Source organism: Bradyrhizobium guangzhouense, from assembly GCF_004114955.1.
Classification (GTDB): Bacteria; Pseudomonadota; Alphaproteobacteria; order Rhizobiales; family Xanthobacteraceae; genus Bradyrhizobium; species Bradyrhizobium guangzhouense.
Genome location: NZ_CP030053.1, coordinates 1,551,412 through 1,568,963, shown reverse-complemented (window position 1 = coordinate 1,568,963; position 17,552 = coordinate 1,551,412). Strand labels below are relative to the sequence as shown.

The following is a 17,552-nucleotide window of genomic DNA, read 5'->3' as shown; positions in this document are numbered from 1 at the left end:
GTTGAGGCAGCTGCGAGTGCACCACGATCATCGCTTGCTAATTTGCCGGCTTCAGCCGGACGAACATGTAGCGCGAATTGCCCCAGTTCGGCACGGGATTGGTGTAGGGATTCTCTGCAGTCGGAAAGCCGGTCCAGTAGGTCTGGTCCATTGCGGTGAACACGTTGTAGGCCATCAGCGGAATGGTCGGCATCTCCTTCACCGCGAGTTTGACGTAGTCCTTGCCGAGCTCGATCGATCGGGGATCGTCGAAACCGACGGTGCGGATCTCCTCGATGATCTTGTCGAGCGCGGGACTGGACCAACGTTGCCAGTTGCGCAGCGGCTGCGGCTTGCCCGGCTCGGCGACGAATTGCGAATGCCAGCTGTCGAGGAAGTAGGACAAGTCCTGGTGGCCGCCCCAGGTCTCCACGCTCCAGCCGATGAAGGTGTCGAAATCTCCGGCGGCCCGCCGTGTCGGCAGCGTGCCTTGCGCGACGTCGATCCTGGCGTCGATGCCGGCCTGCTTCCACAGTTGCACGATCATCGTTCCGGCTCGCGTCATCACCGGACGCAGATCGCCCTCGACCATGACGCGGACGGTGAAGGGCTTTCCGTCAGGCGTGACCCAGGCGCCGCCGCGCTTGCTGAAGCCGGCCTTCTCCAGAAGCTCCTGCGCCGCGACCGGATCAGTCTTCCACCAGCCTCGGCCGAACGCCTTGGCGATCTCAGCCGGATCGGTCGGGATCTGTTCGCCCATCGACGGCCGCAACATGTCGGCAATCTGCTTACCGATGGTCGGGTCGTACGGCTTGATCTTGCGCTTGCCGGTGTCGATTTCGAAGCTTTTGAGCCAGTCTTCCATCGGCGCGTGATAGGTCGCCGGATGGGTGCCTGTCGGCGGCACGCCGATCGCCGATATGGTGGCGGCGCCACGATAGGCCGCCATCGCCACGGCCTTGATGTCGATCAGCAGCGCCAGCGCCCACCGCACGTCCGGATTCTTGAAGTTCTCATTCTGGGTGTTGAAGATGACGGCCGGAAGCGTCGGATCGGGATGGCCGTAAGGGAATCCCTTGAACCAGGCCCGCGTCGTCTTGCTCTGTTTGGCGAGGGCAAACATGCCCTCCGGCGCGATGTCGTGGATCACATCGAGCTCGTGGTTGAGCTGCGCGATCACCCGCTTGTCGGGCGGTCCGGGATCGACGTAAGCGAGATATTTCGGCCCCGGCTTGCCGAAGCGCGCGAGCGTGGTGCGCTGCCAGTCATCGCGAAGCTGCCAGATGTACCATTTGCCGTCGGGATCGTAGCTGTGCAGCACATAGGCGCCGAGCGAGATCGGCTTGTTGAAATCGAATTTGACGGGATCCTCGACCTTGTCGAAGACGTGCTTGGGCAGGATCCACACCGCGCCCCAGCGCACCGTGAAATTGGTATGGAAGCGTGAATTGGGTTTCTTGAGCTTGAACACGACGGTGCGGGCATCCGGCGCCTCGACCGAGGCGACGTTGCTCGCCAGCACCGCGCTGAAACGCATGGCCGGATGCTTGATCTGGGTCATCACGGTTGCGACGACGTCGTCGGCGGTGAATTCGACGCCATCGCTCCAGAAGATGCCGCTGCGCAGCTTGACCGTCATTTCAGTGAAGTCGGCGTTGTATTGCGGCTTGTCGGCGGCGAGCGAATTGTCCCAGACGCCGTCGAGACCGCTCTCGGGATCGATGTACCAGAGCGTATCAAGCGCGGCCTGCTGCAGCCCATTGGACTGCGCGCCGGCGTTGATCACCCAGATGTTGAACCAACCGGCATTCTTGACCGTGCCTTCCGGGTTCTCGAGGATCAGCAGATCCTTCCTCGGAATGTCTTGCGGAATTCCCTGCGCATGACCAGGTTCCACTGATGCGAGCAGCAGCGATCCCAGCACACAAGCGGCCAGCAGCAATGCACGGATGCAGCGCATGATGTCCTCGCGGCAAATTTCGTCCCGACGCCTTTTCTTTTGACGCGATGCTAGAGGCGCCGGAGTCGCGCGACAACAGGAATCTTCGATGGCAGCGCAAGTGCAGACGCGCCCTCATGTTCTCGCGGCGGATGTCGCCCGAGCTTTGCCTGGTCGTTCCGCCCTCTTGAGCCAAGAGGGCGCAGGGAAGACCGGGTGCTGACCTCGCACCCGCGGTCCGCTGCGCGAAGATGTAGCGCAAAAAGACCGCACAGCAGCATACAGGTGGTGCCAAACACTCGGCCTTCCCTGCGCAGTGGGTTGACGGCTTATGCCGCGCTCTCCCGGGAGCCGAGTTCCTTCTGGCCTCCCTCGCCTCGCGAATTGGATGGTGCATTTCACCCGGTTGGGCTCCCTGCACCTCCGCGACAGGCTTGGCCGTAGCGACGACGGCCAGGACCACACGGTTTTGCCGTACGCACGGCTCGCTTGACCGCCGCAATATTCCCCGGCCTTGTCGACATTGCCTGGGAATTGCCGGCGAGACGAACCTGACAGCGCCGCTCGTCGATGCGCGGCTTCGGGCTCACAGGGACTACCCGCCCTGCCCGCGCCTCTCGCACCCGACGCTGCCCGCGTCCACCGCAAGCCCGGCTCGCAATCATGACGACTCGAGATCGCCCCTCAAGGATAAGCCGGGATGCGGCGACACATACGTCATTTCCGAATTTCGGTAAAGTGGAATATTTTTGCGGAGAGGGGTTGACGAGGTGCGAAACAGGGGCGGAATTGAGCCGAGGGAATAAAGTGCAGATAGCCGAGCATGTCCGGCTTCGGTTGCGGATCGCGCAAGCAGCGATGAGTACGCACCGAGATCCGTCCGGCCCGAATGATCCAGTCCAGCGGCGTTGTCGAAGCCCTCCATCCACTATCGGCAGGCAGCGAATTTTGCTACTTTTGCTAGAACTCTTCTTTGTCGTTTGAAGCATTTGGGCCCCCGTGATCGGAGCTGTCCTTCATCGAACGAACGATAAGGTGTCGTCTATGAAAGAGCCGGACCTGTTGCACACACCGGCGCCTGGGGCAGACCAATTCTCTTTCCACATCAGGGAGTGTGGTGGTGGAGACGCGACTTGCATACTTCTTCACGGCTTCGGCGAAGGTGGCTATGTATGGAACGACTTTGCGCCTCGCTTGCCGAAAAACTATCGCACGATCATCATCGATTTCAGGGGGCACGGAAATTCCGGCGAAGATCCAACCGGAAATTATGGCGTTGGATCCTATTCCACGGACGTTCTCAATCTCATTCAGAAATACAAACTCCGGAATATCTCTCTTGTAGGGCATTCCCTTGGTGCGGCCGTGGCGCTCCAGGTTGCTGCAGCCGTCCCGCACCTCGTAACGGACCTGGTTCTGGTAGATTTCTCTTTGAGCACCGAACCGGACGTTTCCGAAAATATTCTCTCGCAGTTCCAGGAGCAGTGCGATGGCTACAGCTCGCTCGCCGAGTACGCCGCCTGGATCTCGGCCAAACGACCGCTGACACATCCACGAATGCTCGGTCACATCGTCGACAATGCTCTGCGCGAGAGCGCCGATGGACGACTTGTCCTCAGAGTCGATCGGAGGATTCAGCAAATCATGGGCACAGGATCGGCGCGAGCGGATGACGTCCGGCCCATTCTTTCCAAGATCTCCTGCCGTACATTGTTGATAAGAGGCCGAGGTTCCGCGGTCCTAAGCAAAAAGGAAGCATTCGATATCATACGTTTGTTGAAGGACGGCCAGCTGCACGAAATTTCTCATGCCGGTCACGCGGTAATGGTCGAAGACCCGGACGAATTTGCCGATGCGGTCAACCAGTTTCTTCTCGGACCGCGCACCTCAGGCGGTGGGTTATGACCGGGTAGGCGTTGTTGGCCCCGAGATCCCTGCCCGTCTCGTAGAGCCCCGCGATCACGCCGGCGAAGCAATGGGGGCCTATCCGATATCAGGGTGCTGGAGATGGCTTGCGATGATCAGGCGCTGAATCTCCGAGGTTCCTTCATAGATGCGCAGCGATCGGATCTGTCGATAGAGCCGTTCCGGGACCGTATCCTTCACGATTCCCGCGGCGCCGAAGATCTGCACTGCATCATCGATGATCCGCTGTGCATGCTCCGTCGCAACCAGTTTCGCGATGCTGGAGTGCTTTCCATAACCACGGATCTGCTGGTCGATTTCCCACGCCGCCTGGGCGATGAGCAATGCGCTGGCGGTCAGCGCCGCCTCGCTATCGGCGAGTTTCGATTTGGTCAATTGCATGTCCCAGACCGTGCCGGTCGAGAGGCGTCTCGAGCGAGCCCATTTCAGCGCCGCGCTCCGCGCCCGGCGGGCGAAACCGGTCGCGGCGGCGCCGACCGTCATCCGATACTGCTCGAGGATCTCGCCCGCGATTTGAAAGCCGAGCCCCGGCTTTCCGATCATTTGGGCCGCCGGCACGATGCACTCGTCGAAGCTCAGGCTGCCAAAGGAGCGCGGTGCCATCGCCTCAATCGTCTCGACGACACGCATTCCGGACGATTGCGCGCGCACGAAAAACAAACTGAGCCCGAGCGGCCCCGACTGGTCTGCCGTTCGGGCCAGGACAATCGCGAAATCGGCAATGTCGGCGTTGGAGATCCAGGTCTTCGTCCCGGTCAGGACATAGGACTCGCCACGACGTTCGGCACGCAGAGACACGCTGGCAATGTCCGAGCCGACGTCGGGTTCGGACAAGGCCAGACACCCGATCGACCGACCTGCCAATATGTCGGGGAGCAGAGTCGCACGCTGCTCCGCAGAACCGTATCGGATGAGCGGCGTAGCCGCGAGGGCCTGAATCGAGAAGGCGAAATCGCACAAATCATGGACGAACGCGAAGCCCTCGCGGATCAAGCAGATGCTGCGGAAATCAGGGGCCGCATCGGCGCCGCCGACGGCAGCGTACCAGCCGTTTCGACCGAACAGGGCGGTTAGATGGCGCCCCATCTCGGCGGGCGGGCGACGTTCGATCTCGCCGAGTTCCGGCGAGATCTCGTCGGCCCAGCTTTCAATTCGCCTTGCGAGCTGCCGGTGCCGTTCCTCGTAGAGCGGCAGTCTTAGCACCGAGGTATCGAATATTTTCACGGCGGCTCCTTCGAACCGGTGTTGCAAAAACTCTTCCGAAGGCGGCGCGCCGAACGGTCAAAGCGTCAAAGCACAATGATCACCGATCGCGTCATCGTCGATCATGACAGAGTGTGGCGATTCCAGCGTCCCACCTTCCATGAAATAGGAAAACGCAGCATAGCCGTTCCAAATGCGGCGCCACTCGGCCGCGCCTGCAGCGGCACCGTATCGCCGCTCCGTTTCGTCGAGATGCGCCTGGATGATCGTCACCGCTTGCCGTGCATGTCCGGCCGAGAGGTTGTCGATAGACAGATGCACATCCTCGTAAATGTGGTCGAAGCCCCAGTGCTTCAGCTTTTGGATCTCATGCAGCCGCACCTCGCCGAGGCCAAACATTTCGACGCCGAGATTGTAGCCCAGAATCTCGGGATGGAAGCGGTTCGGAAATAGGCCGAGCGACAGTTGGTTCAACGGGAAAGTATAGAAGTTGTCCGGGATCTCGTCCTGATCGATGAACGCTTCGTCGCGGATATGCGGCAGGTTGATCCCCAGGCTCCTCAGGACCCGGTAGATCAGCGTGATGTGGTTCTTCTGGATATCCCCCAACCCCATCTCATCGGCATAGATGTTGAACAAGGTCACATCTGCGGCTCGCTCGAAGCGGCCCGTGCCGCTGCTTCGAAATGCCCAGCAACCATCGATCAGATTGCCCAGCGCATAGTATTTCTGACCGAACACAACCTCGTCGCGGGGCGGGATGTCGTCGAGTGGCGCATAGGGTTCGACGAGCTTCTGCCAATAGATCGACTCGACCCGGGCTTCCAGGGCCTCGGGGGAATATTCGAAAAAGCGAGCGTCCGTATATCGCCCCGCGGCCTCGTCGTTGAACAGGACTTCCGCCCGAGCCAGCCCCGCACGTGCCCGCTCCAGCGCGACCGACAATGTGTTCGCGAAATTCTCGATATTGACCAGCCGATAGAACAGCGTCCGGTCATCGAGATCGGGCGCAGCTTCGAACACGGTGTCGCGTGGTAAGCGATTGCGGATGCCGGCGAGCCACAATCGCGCGACCGAATCGTCATGGCCCTCCGGTACCAGGATGATCGGCTCGTCGATCGTTTGAGCCGCTCGATGGAACCACGATTTGAGAACGCCCGCTTCCTGTTCGGAAAATATGCCGAACATCGGCCCGCCGAATTTGATGGCGTCGACGAAGCGGCAGCTTCCTGTCGCATCGGCTCGCAGATAGCTGGATCGCTTGAAATCCCGCAGGAAGCCGGCGAGATCCAGATTGGTTTCAGCAAAACGCTCGGAGAGCAGCTTTCCGCCGATCCGGACGCGCCCATGCTGCTTTCCGGCAAACGGCGCGTGGCGCCGGACAATCTCGGCGACCTGCAGATCGAGGGAGCGGTCGGTCGATTGCCCGGCCAGCTCCGCCATCTTCGCCAGCATCGCCACCTGTCGCCTTTCGAGGCCGACAAAGACACGCATCGCATCGACGAGGCGGCGGGACAAGGCTTCACCCGCCGGGTCATCTCGCAGCCCGTCGACATAGGTCTCGAGGGCCTCCCATGCCGCTTCTGATGTCACGAAGGGGACTAGCCCCGCAACGCGGTCATCGATCCCCAGGGCGTGGTAGGCGGCGTGGATTCCGACCAACTCGGGAAGGTAGGTGGCAGGGTAGCGAGACAGCGACAGCAGGAAGGCGGCCTGCAATGACGTCATCGGGTCGGTCGCGGCCGCGCGGAAAAAGCCTGCATCGGAGATCGACGGCAGGAAAATGCCGGCCTCTTCGAGGGACCGCCGTCGCAAAGCGACACATGACCGCGCTGGGCAGCCCTCGCCAAGAAGCAGCCATCGTTGACCGAACAGGATGTTGACGATGGCGGCAGGCTGGGTCGCGGGTTGCGACACGGTGTCGAGCCAGCAATCGCCGAGTAACGACAGCGCGGCCCGCCCGCGAAGGAGAGAGTGTCTCGCCGCCATTCCCAGCGCGACCACGCCGTCGAGCGCCGCCGCGGTAGCGGTGCGCTGCGCTTCGAGCCAGTGCCACAGTTGCTCCCGATCCACGCGGCCGCCGCGGAGGACGGGCGCCTGCACCATCGCGCCCAGCGCTCCATCGTCCCACTCCGCGACGCTCAGCGTCGCATCCAGAATCTGCTTGGCGGCCAGTAGCATCGCCTCACTTTCGCAATCCTTCAACAGGAGCGCGGCGATCTCCGCCGGTTCCGCGGCCAATGCGGCATCGGCCAACGGTCGAGCCGCCGGGTCGAAATGAAACCGACCGATCATGCCACCAGGGAAGCGATGTATGGTGGCGCCTTGAACGTCACTCAAGGCCGTATCCGATTTGGATGATATACCGATTGATTGTGGTAGGCCTTTCATTTCACAACCTCGCTATGGTGGCTCCCGTAACACCAACCGGCGGATCGGTGCGGCATGGAAAACCAGAAACTGTCTCTTCACGGCTGTCACTATGTCCTCGGAGAAGAAGAGCGGCGTGTGACGGAGATTCCCGGTCTGGCCAATTGGCTCGCGCGAAACCAGATGATCGACGACCCGGGCTTGTGGGGCTGGGATCGTTTTCGCGTCACGGCGAGGCCGACGGTCGAGCTGCTGGCCGAAACGGCGCGCCGGAGCTTGGCGGATTTTGGCGCCGGTCAACCATCGGTCGATGCCGTCATCCTGTGCGCAACGCGCTTTCCGACCGATGTCGACGGACATGCCGATTTCATCGGCCGGCTGCTCGAGACGCTGGGCCTGCACCAAGCCATCCCGTACGGCGTGACCCTGAATCGCTGTGCGACCCTCACATCCGCTCTTGGCCTGGCCGAGACGCTGGTCCGCGGCGGGCGGCACCAGGCGATCCTGGTTGCGGCCGGAGATACGATCGGCGTACATGATGAAAGGCTGCGCCCTTTCGCCGTGTTCAGCGATGGGGCGGCAAGCTGCATCGTCAGCGCCGGACAAGGTGGCGAATTCCAGCTGCTTGGCACCGCCGCGGCAGTTGATGCCCGAATGATGAAGCCAAATGGCGAGATCTCGGCCGACCTGGCGCGGCGGGCGAACGCCGACCTGTTCGCGCGGGCGGAGGTCGATCTCCGCGACATCAAGCGCCTCGCGCACAACAATCTGTGGAAGCCGATCGTGGTCATGAAGGAGCAGCAGGCTGGGTTCCGCCGCGACCAGCTCCATCTCGACAATATTCCACGTATCGGCCACGTCTTCTCCTGCGATCCGCTGATCAACATGATCGACTTGGCGGCAAGCGGTTCGGTGGGGCCGGGCGAGTTGCTGGCCCTGGGATCGAGCGTATCCGGTGCCCGCTTCGGCGCATTGCTGCGCAAGAGCTAGATTTGGGCCTGGGCCGGCTGAAACGGCGAGGTGACGGGCCATCTCACGCGGCCAGACAGAATTTTTCGGTTCGCGCCAGCGCGGGATTGCCGCGCCGGACATGGAGCATGCCATGCTTCGGCAACATGACCACGGCGCCGACGGTCTTCTCGCGGCGTATATTGCCGGTGTCGGACACGCAAATCGGTTCCTGGCACAAAAGGGCCATGTAATCCTCCGGGCCTCCGTGACTCCCCAGACGATCAAGCTGCGCGCGACACGCTTCCAGCCGGCGCACCGAGGAATTGCGCGAGAATGGGTTCATCTGGTCCATTGCGACAAAGTCTTCCGACAGGAAATGATTGGTGTGCACGAGCGTGGTGCCGGCTCGGACGGAAAGCTGCCCGTCGCAGAGTTCGACGGTCACGCTGCGCTGTGAATCGCATAGCAAGAGCGAACGCGAACTGGCGAGCCGCACCCTCGACAACCAATCAAGGCATGAATCGATATCGCCGCAGCTGTCGAGCAAATGGCGGATAGCGAGATAGGGTGGGATGCCGGGGCCCCACGTGCCGCCGAGCACAAGGTTGAGCCCGATCGCCAAACCCTCGCTGTTGAGACCGAGATACCCGAGCAACCCCGTGAAGCTCAGCAGCAAGACCTGCCGCGGACTCGACCGATGAGCAATCCGGAGAATGACCATCTGGTCCTCCAGATCGCCATTGAGGTCGATCGTCTGGGCAAGCACGGGGCCGTCGTCGCCGCGCCGGCACAATGTCGTACAATCGCCAGCCGTATAAAGGCGCGAATAGCCCATCACCTCACGGCGTATTTGCAGCAGCATCGCTTCGTCCGGCGCGATCTCGGCGCCCTCGGCCAGGCCCTCGATTTCTTCGGCAAGCGACGGCGCCGCCGCGGCGATCTCGCGGCGATAGGCCGCAATCTCCGGCCCCAGTGTGGTGAGGCCGATCTGCCGCGGCAAGACGCGATTGAGCCGCGCCAGATCGTCATCGAGAAAGCTGCGGATCTGCTGGCGGAGCGCCACACCGTGGGCGCGTCCGAGCTCGCGCGGCAACCCCTCGAGGCACAGCGGCTTCACGGCCCCGCACCAGCCAGTTCGCTGGCTGCCCTGGTCAGCTTCGCTTCCTTGAGCAGGCCGGACCGAACGATCGGCCATTCGTGGCGCAGGATGCTGTAATAGATCGCATCGCGGCGACGCCCATCCGGCATGTAGTTGAAGCTCCGCAGCACGCCCTCCTCGGTCGCACCAATGTTCTGCAAGCCCTTGCGCGCCTGGAGATTGAGCACGTCAGTCTTGAATTCGACGCGTTCGCAATCCAGCCGTTCGAAGGCGTGCTGCAGCAGCAGAAATTTCGCCCAACGATTGAGCCCCTTCCCGCGATAGGCGCGGCCGAGCCACGACCAGCCGATTTCGAGCCGCCGGTCGGCCTCAGCCAAATTGCCGTAGGCCATGCTGCCGGCCAACGAGCCCGTCGCCTTGTCGATGACGGCAAAGACGACCCGGCGGGTGGCGGCGGTATCTTCGACCGCTTGCTGGATGAAACGGTCAAGATCTCTGTCCGTGTCGATCCGCTGCACGAAGTAACGCCAGATATCGGCATCAAAAGCGATTTCGGCGAGCGCCGCACGATCGGTCAACGCGATTGGCCGCAGCCGCGCATGATCGTTTTCAAGCCGCACCTCGGCGAGGTCCTTCCAAGCCATGTCAAGCCTCCTGGCGGCCGGCAGTTGCGAACATGGTGACAACGTCGCGCGGGGTCTTCAGGTTGGCGATATCCTTGTCGGTAAAATTGAAAACGGGAATGCCCGTCTCCTCGCAGAGCGACGTCACGAGCAGCACCAGATTGAGCGACGTCAGCCCGTATTCATCGGAAAGGTTGGCATCGAGGGCGATCCGATCGACGTCGACATCAAGCAGATCTGCGAGGTTTCTTTTGACGGTGGACTGAAGATTGCTCATATGGCCCCCCTTGACGCTTGGGTGATTTCATTCGCAAATCGAGCCTGAATGGCCCTACGCTTTGGTTTGTATTGCGAGGTCAGCAGCCCGTTTTCGATGCTGAACGGCTCGTCCACGATGAGAAACGCGCCGATACGCTCATCCGGCCGGCTCGTGTCGTTGAGATCGGCGATATGACGCTTGATGGCATCGCGCGCCGCCTCACCGTGCGGCGCGCAAAGGATCGCCGAAAGGCGATCCTCGCCTGAACCGACAACGATGCAGTTCTCGACCTCGGGACAGGTTCGAAGCTTTTCCTCGATCGTCCGGACCAGGACGTTGCGCCCATTGGTGAGCACGACGATATCGTCGGCTCGGCCCAGAATGTAGAGAAACCCGTCCTCGTCGATGCGGCCGAGATCGCCGGTGCGCACCGAGCCATCGGGCTGGAAGATGCGCTCAGAGTCGCCAGGCGCGCAGAACAGGTAGCTCGTATTCACCGGGAACGCGCTGTGCACGACGACGATGCCCTCCTCGTCGATCGAGACACGTTTGCCGTCGATCGGTTTGCCGACGCTGCCGCGTCGATGGGCACCTGGCGCATTCTTGGTGACGATGCAGGTCTCGTTCATGCCATAGCCTTCAAAGATCGGCGTGCCGCAACCCTCGAAGAAGCGCAACATGTCCGGACTGGCCGGTGCGGAACCGGTCCAGAGATAACGGATCCGAGCTCCCATGGTGTCGATTGCGGCGCGGCGGAGTGCCGGCGGATCGTCGCTCCCGGCGCGCGCTGCGATCGCCTTGCGCAACGTCTCGAAGAAAGCGGGAACACCCATCACGACCGTCGGCGCCTCGCGCGACAGCGCGTAGTACGCCAATTCGTAAGTCGACAACACGACATCATGCCCGTAGACCAGCGCGGAATAGACCCAATAGCGTTGCTGCAGCAGCGACAGCGGCAAGAAGATGAAGAGCTTGTCTTCAGGCGCATGATAGAAGAGGGCCTGCGTCGCAGTAATCGAGCTGTCGATGCTGCCGACCGTGGCCGCCAGGCCCTTGGGCTCACCAGTGCTCCCGGACGTGAATTTGATCGTCGTCACGTCGTCGGGCGCAAAGGCGACGGGAGGGAGGTCGATATCCTGCGGCAGGGCTTCCAGCGTGGCAAGCAAATTGTCCATCGGCTGGATGCAAGATGCGTCCGACGCTTCATCGCTGAAGATGATGCGCAGCCCATATCGCTCGGCAAGTGCGGCGGTCGCCGGGAATTTCCCTGCCTCGAAAGCGGCGGTGACTGCCTTGAGCTTCAGCGCGGCCAAGTCGAGCAAGAGCCATTCGAGCCGGTTCCTGGCAACGATGCCGATCCGATCACCGGCGGAAATACCAAGGCGCTGGAGATGCACAGCCATCTTCCGAGCAAGCCGGTCGAGTTCGGATAGCGGCAGCACGGTTCTCCCGCCTGGGCCATAGATCGCGATCGACTTCGCTGCCGAGGGCCGACCATTCGCGACCCGGTTGATGATCTGTTCCATGTCACGAGGTCTTCGCGTGCGATTGCGCCTGGTCGAGGTGACTTGCCATCTTGCGCGGCGTGTCGAGTCGCGCCAGTTTGGCGATCGGCACGGAGATGCCGAATTCCTTGCGTATGCGGGCGAGGAGCCGGACACCGGACAGCGACGTGCCGCCCAGTTGGTAGAATCCACTGACTGGATCAATCGCGTCACAACGCAATATATCGGACCAGATCTCGATAATCTTTGCCTCGAGTTCGGTTGGCGGGGCCGGAGCGGCTTCAGTGGCCGTGTCCGGCGCGTCCGGCATCGCAGTCCGGGCAAGGAAGGCTCGGTCGACCTTGCCGTTTCCGGTCAACGCCAGGCGCTCCAACCAAACGAATTGGCGCGGCACCATGTACTCGGGCAGAGCCGCTTCGAGCGCTGCGGTCAAAGTGCATTCGGCCGCCGTGGTCCCGTCGCCGGATTCGACGAGACAGGCAACGAGCCGCGGACCGTCTCGGGTGCTGCGGCCAACCACGGCGGCGGCGGCGATACCCGGCTGATTGATCAGTATGGATTCGATCTCCGCCGGGTCGATGCGATAGCCATTGAGCTTGATCTGGAAATCGACCCGGCCGAGGATTTCGATGTTTCCGTCCGGCCGATAGCGGGCGCTGTCGCCCGTACGATAGAGCCGTTCGCGCAGCGGCCCGTGGTCGAAGAACGCGGCTGCGGTCAGGGCCGGATTGCCGAAATAGCCCTTGGCAACTCCCTCGCCGGCGGCATGGAGTTCGCCCGGCACCCAGTCGGGACATTCGCGGCGCTGCGCATCAAGGATATAGGCACGGTTATTGGCATTCGGCTTACCGTACGGTATCGGCCCGTCGATCGCCCCGGGGTGGTCGATCGGGTAAAAGATGTTCCACACCGTCGTCTCCGTCGGGCCGCCGAGGCTAACGATCCGAACCTCTGGCTGGAGTGCCGCGATCCGCCCCGGCAGCGTCGCCGGAATACGGTCGCCGCTCATGAGCACGAGGCGCAGCGTTCGCGGCAGCGCCCGGCCGGACGCAACGGCCTCATCGACCAGCAACCCGACGATCGCCGGCACCGAATTCCACACCGTGACGCCGGCCCGTGCGGCGAGGTCGAGCCAATGTCCCGGGTCTGCTGCACGCGCCGCGTCGGGAATCACCAGCGCAGCACCGACCGAGAGCGCGCCGAAGATGTCGAAGACGGAGAGGTCGAAGCTGCAGCTGCTGACCGCGAAGAAGCGGTCCTTGGCACAAATCTCGAAGCGCCTTGTCGTATCGGCGACCAGATTGATCAGGTTGCGCCGGGTAACCATCACGCCCTTCGGCACGCCGGTCGAGCCGGAAGTATAGAGCACATAGGCAAGATCGTCTTGTGCGGAATCGACCGGAGCAAATTCCTCAGGCCGCGTATCCGCTTCCGTGTGCTGAGCCTGCTCCAGAAAGGCATCATCGACAATCAAGCACGCCCTGCCCTCGGGGTCTTGCATCGCGGCATCCTGCACCAGCGAGCACCGTATCGACCCGTTCGACAGCAGAGCCTCGCGCCGCGCCGCAGGAAGCCCCGCCTCGATCGGCACATAGGCAGCGCCGGCGAGGCACGCACCGAGGATCGCGACGATCTGCTCCCACCCTTTGTGCATCACGACGCCGACCAGGTCGTTGCGGCCAATGCGGTTGCGTTTGAGCCAGCGCGCCACCGCGCTCGCTCCGGCGCACAACTCGCCATAGCTGAGGCGCCTCGCGCCGGATTCGATCGCCAATGCGCCTGGTGCCGACGCGGCATGCTGCAGAAAGCGGGCATAGGGCTGCTCAGGAGGAATTGCGACGGTCGTGTCGTTGGCTGCCCGGCGTTGAGCGAACTGGTCGTGCGGCAGAAGCTCATGATCGATGCGGCACCACGCCGCGTCACCGGCGGCGAGTGCGAGGAGAAGCCGCTCATAGCCCCCGGTCAGAGCGGCGACCAGCCCTGCCGGAAACAGCGCGTCCACCGAATCCATCTGGATGACGAGAGCGCCGTCGCTCTCCAGTGCGAAGGCATTGAGCCATACTTGCGGTGTCTGGCTAACCGAATAGACGTCACGCCCCCAGGCGGCGATCGCCGAACCATCGGGCACCGCTCCGAGCGTGCTGTTGAAGGTGAACGGCATCGGCGCTGCCTGACCGGTGCCGGCACGCTGGCCGATTTCCCGCATGACGTCGAGACCGGAGAATTGGCGATGATCCAATCCCTCGCGCAGTCGGGTCTGGATCGCGACGGCGCGCTCCGCGAAATTGGCTCGGACATCAATCTCGATCGGTAGCAGCATGCAATCGGTGAAATTGCCGATGACGCGGTCGATATCGGGATGGATCGGTAGGCGGTTTGCCAGGGTGATGTTGAGCGTAAAGCGCTCGCCGGCGCCCCAAAGCGACAAGACCTCAGCATAGGCGGCAACGAGCACGGCATTCGGCGTCAGCGTGCGGCGGACCGCCTGCGCCTTGAGCGCGGACCAACGCTCCGGCTCGATACGAAATCCATGACGGACCGAGACCGGCGCCCTCATTGTCGCCGGGTTGCCGCACAGCGGCAGCTGCGGATGGGGCGGAATCCTTTCCAACTGACCCAGCCAGTAATCGCGCGCACGCCGATATTCCGGTGCGGCGTGCGACGCGGCGAGCGCGCGAACGTAGTCGAAAAACGATACTTGCAAGGCGTCACGCAGGCCCGCGCTGTCCGGCGCGACATAGGCCCGGCGCCAATCCTCGAAGAACAGGAATGCGCTGCCGCCATCAATGACGAGGCCGTCATGGCTGACATGAAGGATCATATTGGCGTCGCCCAGTATTGTCAGCCGGACCTCGATGAGCGGCGCGCGGTTGGCCGGCAACACCTGCTGGGCCATTTCAGCCCGCGTACGATCCAGCATCGCTTGCTGGTCGGCACCGTTCAGCCCGCGCAGATCCGTTACAGCGATCCGCACCGGCTGACACTCTGCGACACTGTCTTCGACCTGCGTCGCATCGTCGGCAAAGCGGGTGCGCAGCATGCCGTGCCGCTCGACGACCGTGGCCAGGGCCGCTTCCAGCCGAGCCGCATCAAACACGCCTTCAATCTCGCGGTAGACATGCGAAGACACGCCACCCATCGCGAAGTGATCCTGGCGACCATAGTAATAGCTTGCCTGCATCGGCGTCAGCGCGATGCGGCCGCCGTCGTCCCTCGCCACGGCCCGCAAATGCTCGATCAGCTCGGACTTGGCGCTGCGGATCAGTCCGATCAGCGCCGGGTCAATCGCCGATCGAGGCCCCTCGAGGCGCAGGTTCGAGCCGTTGCGCAACAAGACGAGGCCGCGCTCGGCGACAACTCTCAGAATGCTCTCAGTACTCATATGACGATTCCTTCTTGCTGAGAGGCGGCGCGCTGCGCGATCGCCAGAGCGAAGAGGGCGTCGACCGTCTCTGCTCCCAGAATATCGCCGACAGAAAGGTCGATGCCCCAGTCGGTCTGCAGCTTGTATTGCAACGTGATCGCGCCGAGCGAGGTGAGGCCAAGATCACCCGGCGCCTGCGACCGGATTGGTGCATCGGGTGCGAGGTGCAGGATCGCCCGGAGAGTCGCTTCAAATTCCGTCCGTATGACCGCTTCCGGATCGGTTGGCGACGGGTCTTGTAGGTCGATTTGTATCTGAGGCTGCGTCAGCATCACCGAGCGCTCCTGACGAGTTGCCCGGCGTCGCCAGACGATGCCGCACCGGGAACGGCGAAGAAGCACGCCGCGGCAAGCGTAATTTTGGCGCCGGGCCGCAGCAGCGTCACCCGATCCGACCAATGCGACGTGGCGTCATCGGTGCCGATCGCCTCGGCCAGCTTGCCGGCGAAGCGCGGCATGACCGGGGCAGCGCATTGAGCGAGCAACCGGACTGCCGCCAGCTCGAGCGCGATAACGGTGCGCCACTCGTCATAGGCATCGGAATTGCCGGACAGGCACTGGTGCGTCGTCGTGAAATGGATCACGTCGTCGACCAATGCATTGAGCTCGCGCATCACGCCATTGAGCGAAAAGCCGTCTGCGCCATAATGTATCGCGATGGTGTCGAGCCGTGTCTGCAACCGCGCGAGGAAAGCGCTCTGAATCGGTGACCAGACGCCGGCATCCGGGGCGCGGCCGTCGAAGTGCGAGGCGATACGACCGCCCAGCCCGTTCAGCCAGGTTTGCCATCGCTCGATCAATGTTCCAGAGACGACGGCCTGGCAGCTCTTCAGCTCGAAATTGGTTCGCTCCGTTTCGCCGCGCGTCAGGGCGAGATAATAGCGCACGGCATCGACAGTCTCGGGCGACAGAATATCCTTGCCCCAGATCGCGTGTCGCCGGCTGGTAGAAAACTTCTTGCCATCGAGCAGGTAGAACTCGTTGACATTATACTCGATGTCGCAAGACCAGTCCGGATAGGCGAGAGCGTACAGCACCGGATACAGGATCGTGTGGTAAAAGCTGTTATCGTAACCGAAGAAGTGGACGATCTTCCACTCACGCTGCGGCGCGTCGGCCGACCAATCCTGGCCATGGCGGCGGCCAAGCTCAGCAATGCCATGCAGGAATCCGTAAGCCATTTCGGGCCAAACCCAGATGACTTGGCGCCCTTCGACCGGCTCAACCGGCGGCACGCCCCACTCGGCTGGATGAGTGACGGGCAAATGAAATTCCCCCCGTGCAAAGACACGCCGGGCCAGATCCTGAAGTCGCGGCGAAACCTTGCCGGTACGGTGATGAGCCATCACGGTGTCGCGGAAATCATGTAGCGGCAGAGAGTAGCGTTCAGCCGTCCCGTGCGCCGGTGCCGCCACGGAAAGCTTGGATTTGGCGTTGACGATATCGACGCAGAGATTGGGCTCGCCGCATTCCTCGCAGATGTTGCCGCCGGTCGGCGCCGAGCAATTCGGGCATAGCCCGCCGATGTCGACCTCATAGAGATATTTCTGGGTCGCTCCATCGAACAGCGCCTCACCCTTTCGCCGCTGCACGGCGCCCGAGCCAACGAGTCGCGAGAAGAAATTTTGCAGCCCTCTCCGGTAGGTCGGGTCCGTCCCGGTCACGGTGAACTGGTCGACCATGATGTCGATGAGAGAAAGCGTCGCGCGAATTTCCGAGGCATAATGCGCGGCGACGCGTGGAGGGTCGGTGTTTTCCTGGTTGGCGCGGGCGACCACGTAGCTTTGGAAATCGTCGCTGCCGGTGAGGTGATAGGCTGCGACCCCGTTCATGCGTTGGAAGCGGACGAAGACGTCGGCGCCGAGATAGGGGCCGGAGAGATGCCCCAGATGAAGGTCGCCATTTGGCGTGGGCGGCGTCGAAAAGACGAAGACAGGCCGATCGGCAAAGCGCTCCTTGCCGGTCTTCTTGGCCGCTTCGGCCGCGCGGGCTGGATCGCGGCCATAGAGGTCCAAGAACTCCAGCGGCACGCCGCCCGAATTCCGCAACGTGTGTGTTTCAAAGGGCTCGAATACGGCGACCGAGCCCGGGCCGACGCCGTGGATGACGTTGTCGACGACCAGCTCGCCCGCGCCCTTGAGTATGACGAATGCCTCGGCTTCGTCATGCTGGTGCGGTGTTGTCTCACCTCCCGGCAAGACGCGCCCGAAACTTGCGGCTCCGCCTGGGCCGGCAAGGCTACCAACCGGGGCCATCTCGATGCCGAACGCGGCGG

The 17,552-nt window shown here is 62.5% G+C and carries 12 protein-coding genes; 2 read left to right on the top strand and 10 right to left on the bottom strand.

The window, feature by feature from the left end; translation table 11 throughout:
- Positions 1 to 37: 37 nt before the first annotated feature.
- Positions 38 to 1,939, bottom strand: coding sequence for an ABC transporter substrate-binding protein (locus XH91_RS07600; protein WP_128950002.1), 1,902 nt, complete (start codon positions 1,937 to 1,939; stop codon positions 38 to 40).
- Positions 1,940 to 2,962: 1,023 nt separating this feature from the next.
- On the opposite strand from XH91_RS07600, the gene XH91_RS07590 reads away from it, so the two are divergent.
- Positions 2,963 to 3,823 carry an alpha/beta fold hydrolase gene (locus tag XH91_RS07590; protein ID WP_128950001.1) on the top strand — a complete coding sequence of 287 codons (861 nt, stop codon included), beginning with the start codon at positions 2,963 to 2,965 and terminating at the stop codon, positions 3,821 to 3,823.
- Between the two features lie 78 nt (positions 3,824 to 3,901).
- Here XH91_RS07590 and XH91_RS07585 read toward each other — a convergent pair whose 3' ends face one another.
- Both XH91_RS07585 and XH91_RS07580 read right to left on the bottom strand, forming a co-directional pair.
- A complete protein-coding gene (locus tag XH91_RS07585) occupies positions 3,902 to 5,095 on the bottom strand; it encodes an acyl-CoA dehydrogenase family protein (RefSeq protein WP_206736857.1) in 1,194 nt (397 codons plus the stop codon).
- A 30-nt stretch (positions 5,096 to 5,125) separates the two neighbouring features.
- Positions 5,126 to 7,387, bottom strand: a complete 2,262-nt coding sequence (locus tag XH91_RS07580; RefSeq protein WP_206733520.1) for an iron-containing redox enzyme family protein — start codon at positions 7,385 to 7,387, stop codon at positions 5,126 to 5,128.
- A gap of 105 nt (positions 7,388 to 7,492) precedes the next feature.
- On the opposite strand from XH91_RS07580, the gene XH91_RS07575 reads away from it, so the two are divergent.
- The gene (locus XH91_RS07575; protein WP_128950000.1) at positions 7,493 to 8,407 is read left to right on the top strand and encodes a beta-ketoacyl-[acyl-carrier-protein] synthase family protein; all 915 of its coding nucleotides are present in this window, start codon (positions 7,493 to 7,495) and stop codon (positions 8,405 to 8,407) included.
- Between the two features lie 43 nt (positions 8,408 to 8,450).
- Here the strand turns inward: XH91_RS07575 and XH91_RS07570 are convergent, their stop codons facing one another.
- Genes XH91_RS07570 through XH91_RS39345 form a run of 7 tightly spaced genes read right to left on the bottom strand, consistent with a single transcriptional unit; the run spans position 8,451 to position 17,532 of the window.
- Positions 8,451 to 9,485: a C45 family autoproteolytic acyltransferase/hydrolase gene (locus XH91_RS07570; protein ID WP_128949999.1), complete on the bottom strand. Its 1,035-nt coding sequence runs from the start codon at positions 9,483 to 9,485 to the stop codon at positions 8,451 to 8,453.
- A complete protein-coding gene (locus tag XH91_RS07565) occupies positions 9,482 to 10,111 on the bottom strand; it encodes a GNAT family N-acetyltransferase (RefSeq protein ID WP_128949998.1) in 630 nt (209 codons plus the stop codon). Before XH91_RS07565 ends, XH91_RS07570 begins: the two co-directional genes overlap by 4 nt.
- A gap of 1 nt (position 10,112) precedes the next feature.
- Positions 10,113 to 10,367, bottom strand: coding sequence for an acyl carrier protein (locus XH91_RS07560; protein ID WP_128949997.1), 255 nt, complete (start codon positions 10,365 to 10,367; stop codon positions 10,113 to 10,115).
- Positions 10,364 to 11,875 carry an AMP-binding protein gene (locus XH91_RS07555; RefSeq protein ID WP_128949996.1) on the bottom strand — a complete coding sequence of 504 codons (1,512 nt, stop codon included), beginning with the start codon at positions 11,873 to 11,875 and terminating at the stop codon, positions 10,364 to 10,366. Before XH91_RS07555 ends, XH91_RS07560 begins: the two co-directional genes overlap by 4 nt.
- A gap of 1 nt (position 11,876) precedes the next feature.
- Complete coding sequence (locus tag XH91_RS07550; RefSeq protein ID WP_128949995.1) at positions 11,877 to 15,236, bottom strand: non-ribosomal peptide synthetase; 3,360 nt, start codon at positions 15,234 to 15,236, stop codon at positions 11,877 to 11,879.
- On the bottom strand, positions 15,233 to 15,553 hold the full coding sequence (locus tag XH91_RS07545; protein ID WP_128949994.1) for a phosphopantetheine-binding protein: 321 nt from the start codon (positions 15,551 to 15,553) through the stop codon (positions 15,233 to 15,235). Before XH91_RS07545 ends, XH91_RS07550 begins: the two co-directional genes overlap by 4 nt.
- Positions 15,550 to 17,532: a class I tRNA ligase family protein gene (locus tag XH91_RS39345; RefSeq protein WP_245470853.1), complete on the bottom strand. Its 1,983-nt coding sequence runs from the start codon at positions 17,530 to 17,532 to the stop codon at positions 15,550 to 15,552. The genes XH91_RS07545 and XH91_RS39345 overlap by 4 nt, the downstream gene beginning before the upstream one ends.
- Positions 17,533 to 17,552: the final 20 nt, after the last annotated feature.

Excerpts from the sequence above, each read along its gene's own strand:
- XH91_RS07600 (WP_128950002.1), bottom strand. The coding sequence starts at position 1,939 with ATGCGCTGCATCCGTGCATTGCTGCTGGCCGCTTGTGTGCTGGGATCG.
- XH91_RS07590 (WP_128950001.1), top strand. The coding sequence starts at position 2,963 with ATGAAAGAGCCGGACCTGTTGCACACACCGGCGCCTGGGGCAGACCAA.
- XH91_RS07575 (WP_128950000.1), top strand. The coding sequence starts at position 7,493 with ATGGAAAACCAGAAACTGTCTCTTCACGGCTGTCACTATGTCCTCGGA.
- XH91_RS07565 (WP_128949998.1), bottom strand. The coding sequence starts at position 10,111 with ATGGCTTGGAAGGACCTCGCCGAGGTGCGGCTTGAAAACGATCATGCG.
- XH91_RS07560 (WP_128949997.1), bottom strand. The coding sequence starts at position 10,367 with ATGAGCAATCTTCAGTCCACCGTCAAAAGAAACCTCGCAGATCTGCTT.
- XH91_RS07555 (WP_128949996.1), bottom strand. The coding sequence starts at position 11,875 with ATGGAACAGATCATCAACCGGGTCGCGAATGGTCGGCCCTCGGCAGCG.
- XH91_RS07550 (WP_128949995.1), bottom strand. The coding sequence starts at position 15,236 with ATGAGTACTGAGAGCATTCTGAGAGTTGTCGCCGAGCGCGGCCTCGTC.
- XH91_RS39345 (WP_245470853.1), bottom strand. The coding sequence starts at position 17,532 with ATGGCCCCGGTTGGTAGCCTTGCCGGCCCAGGCGGAGCCGCAAGTTTC.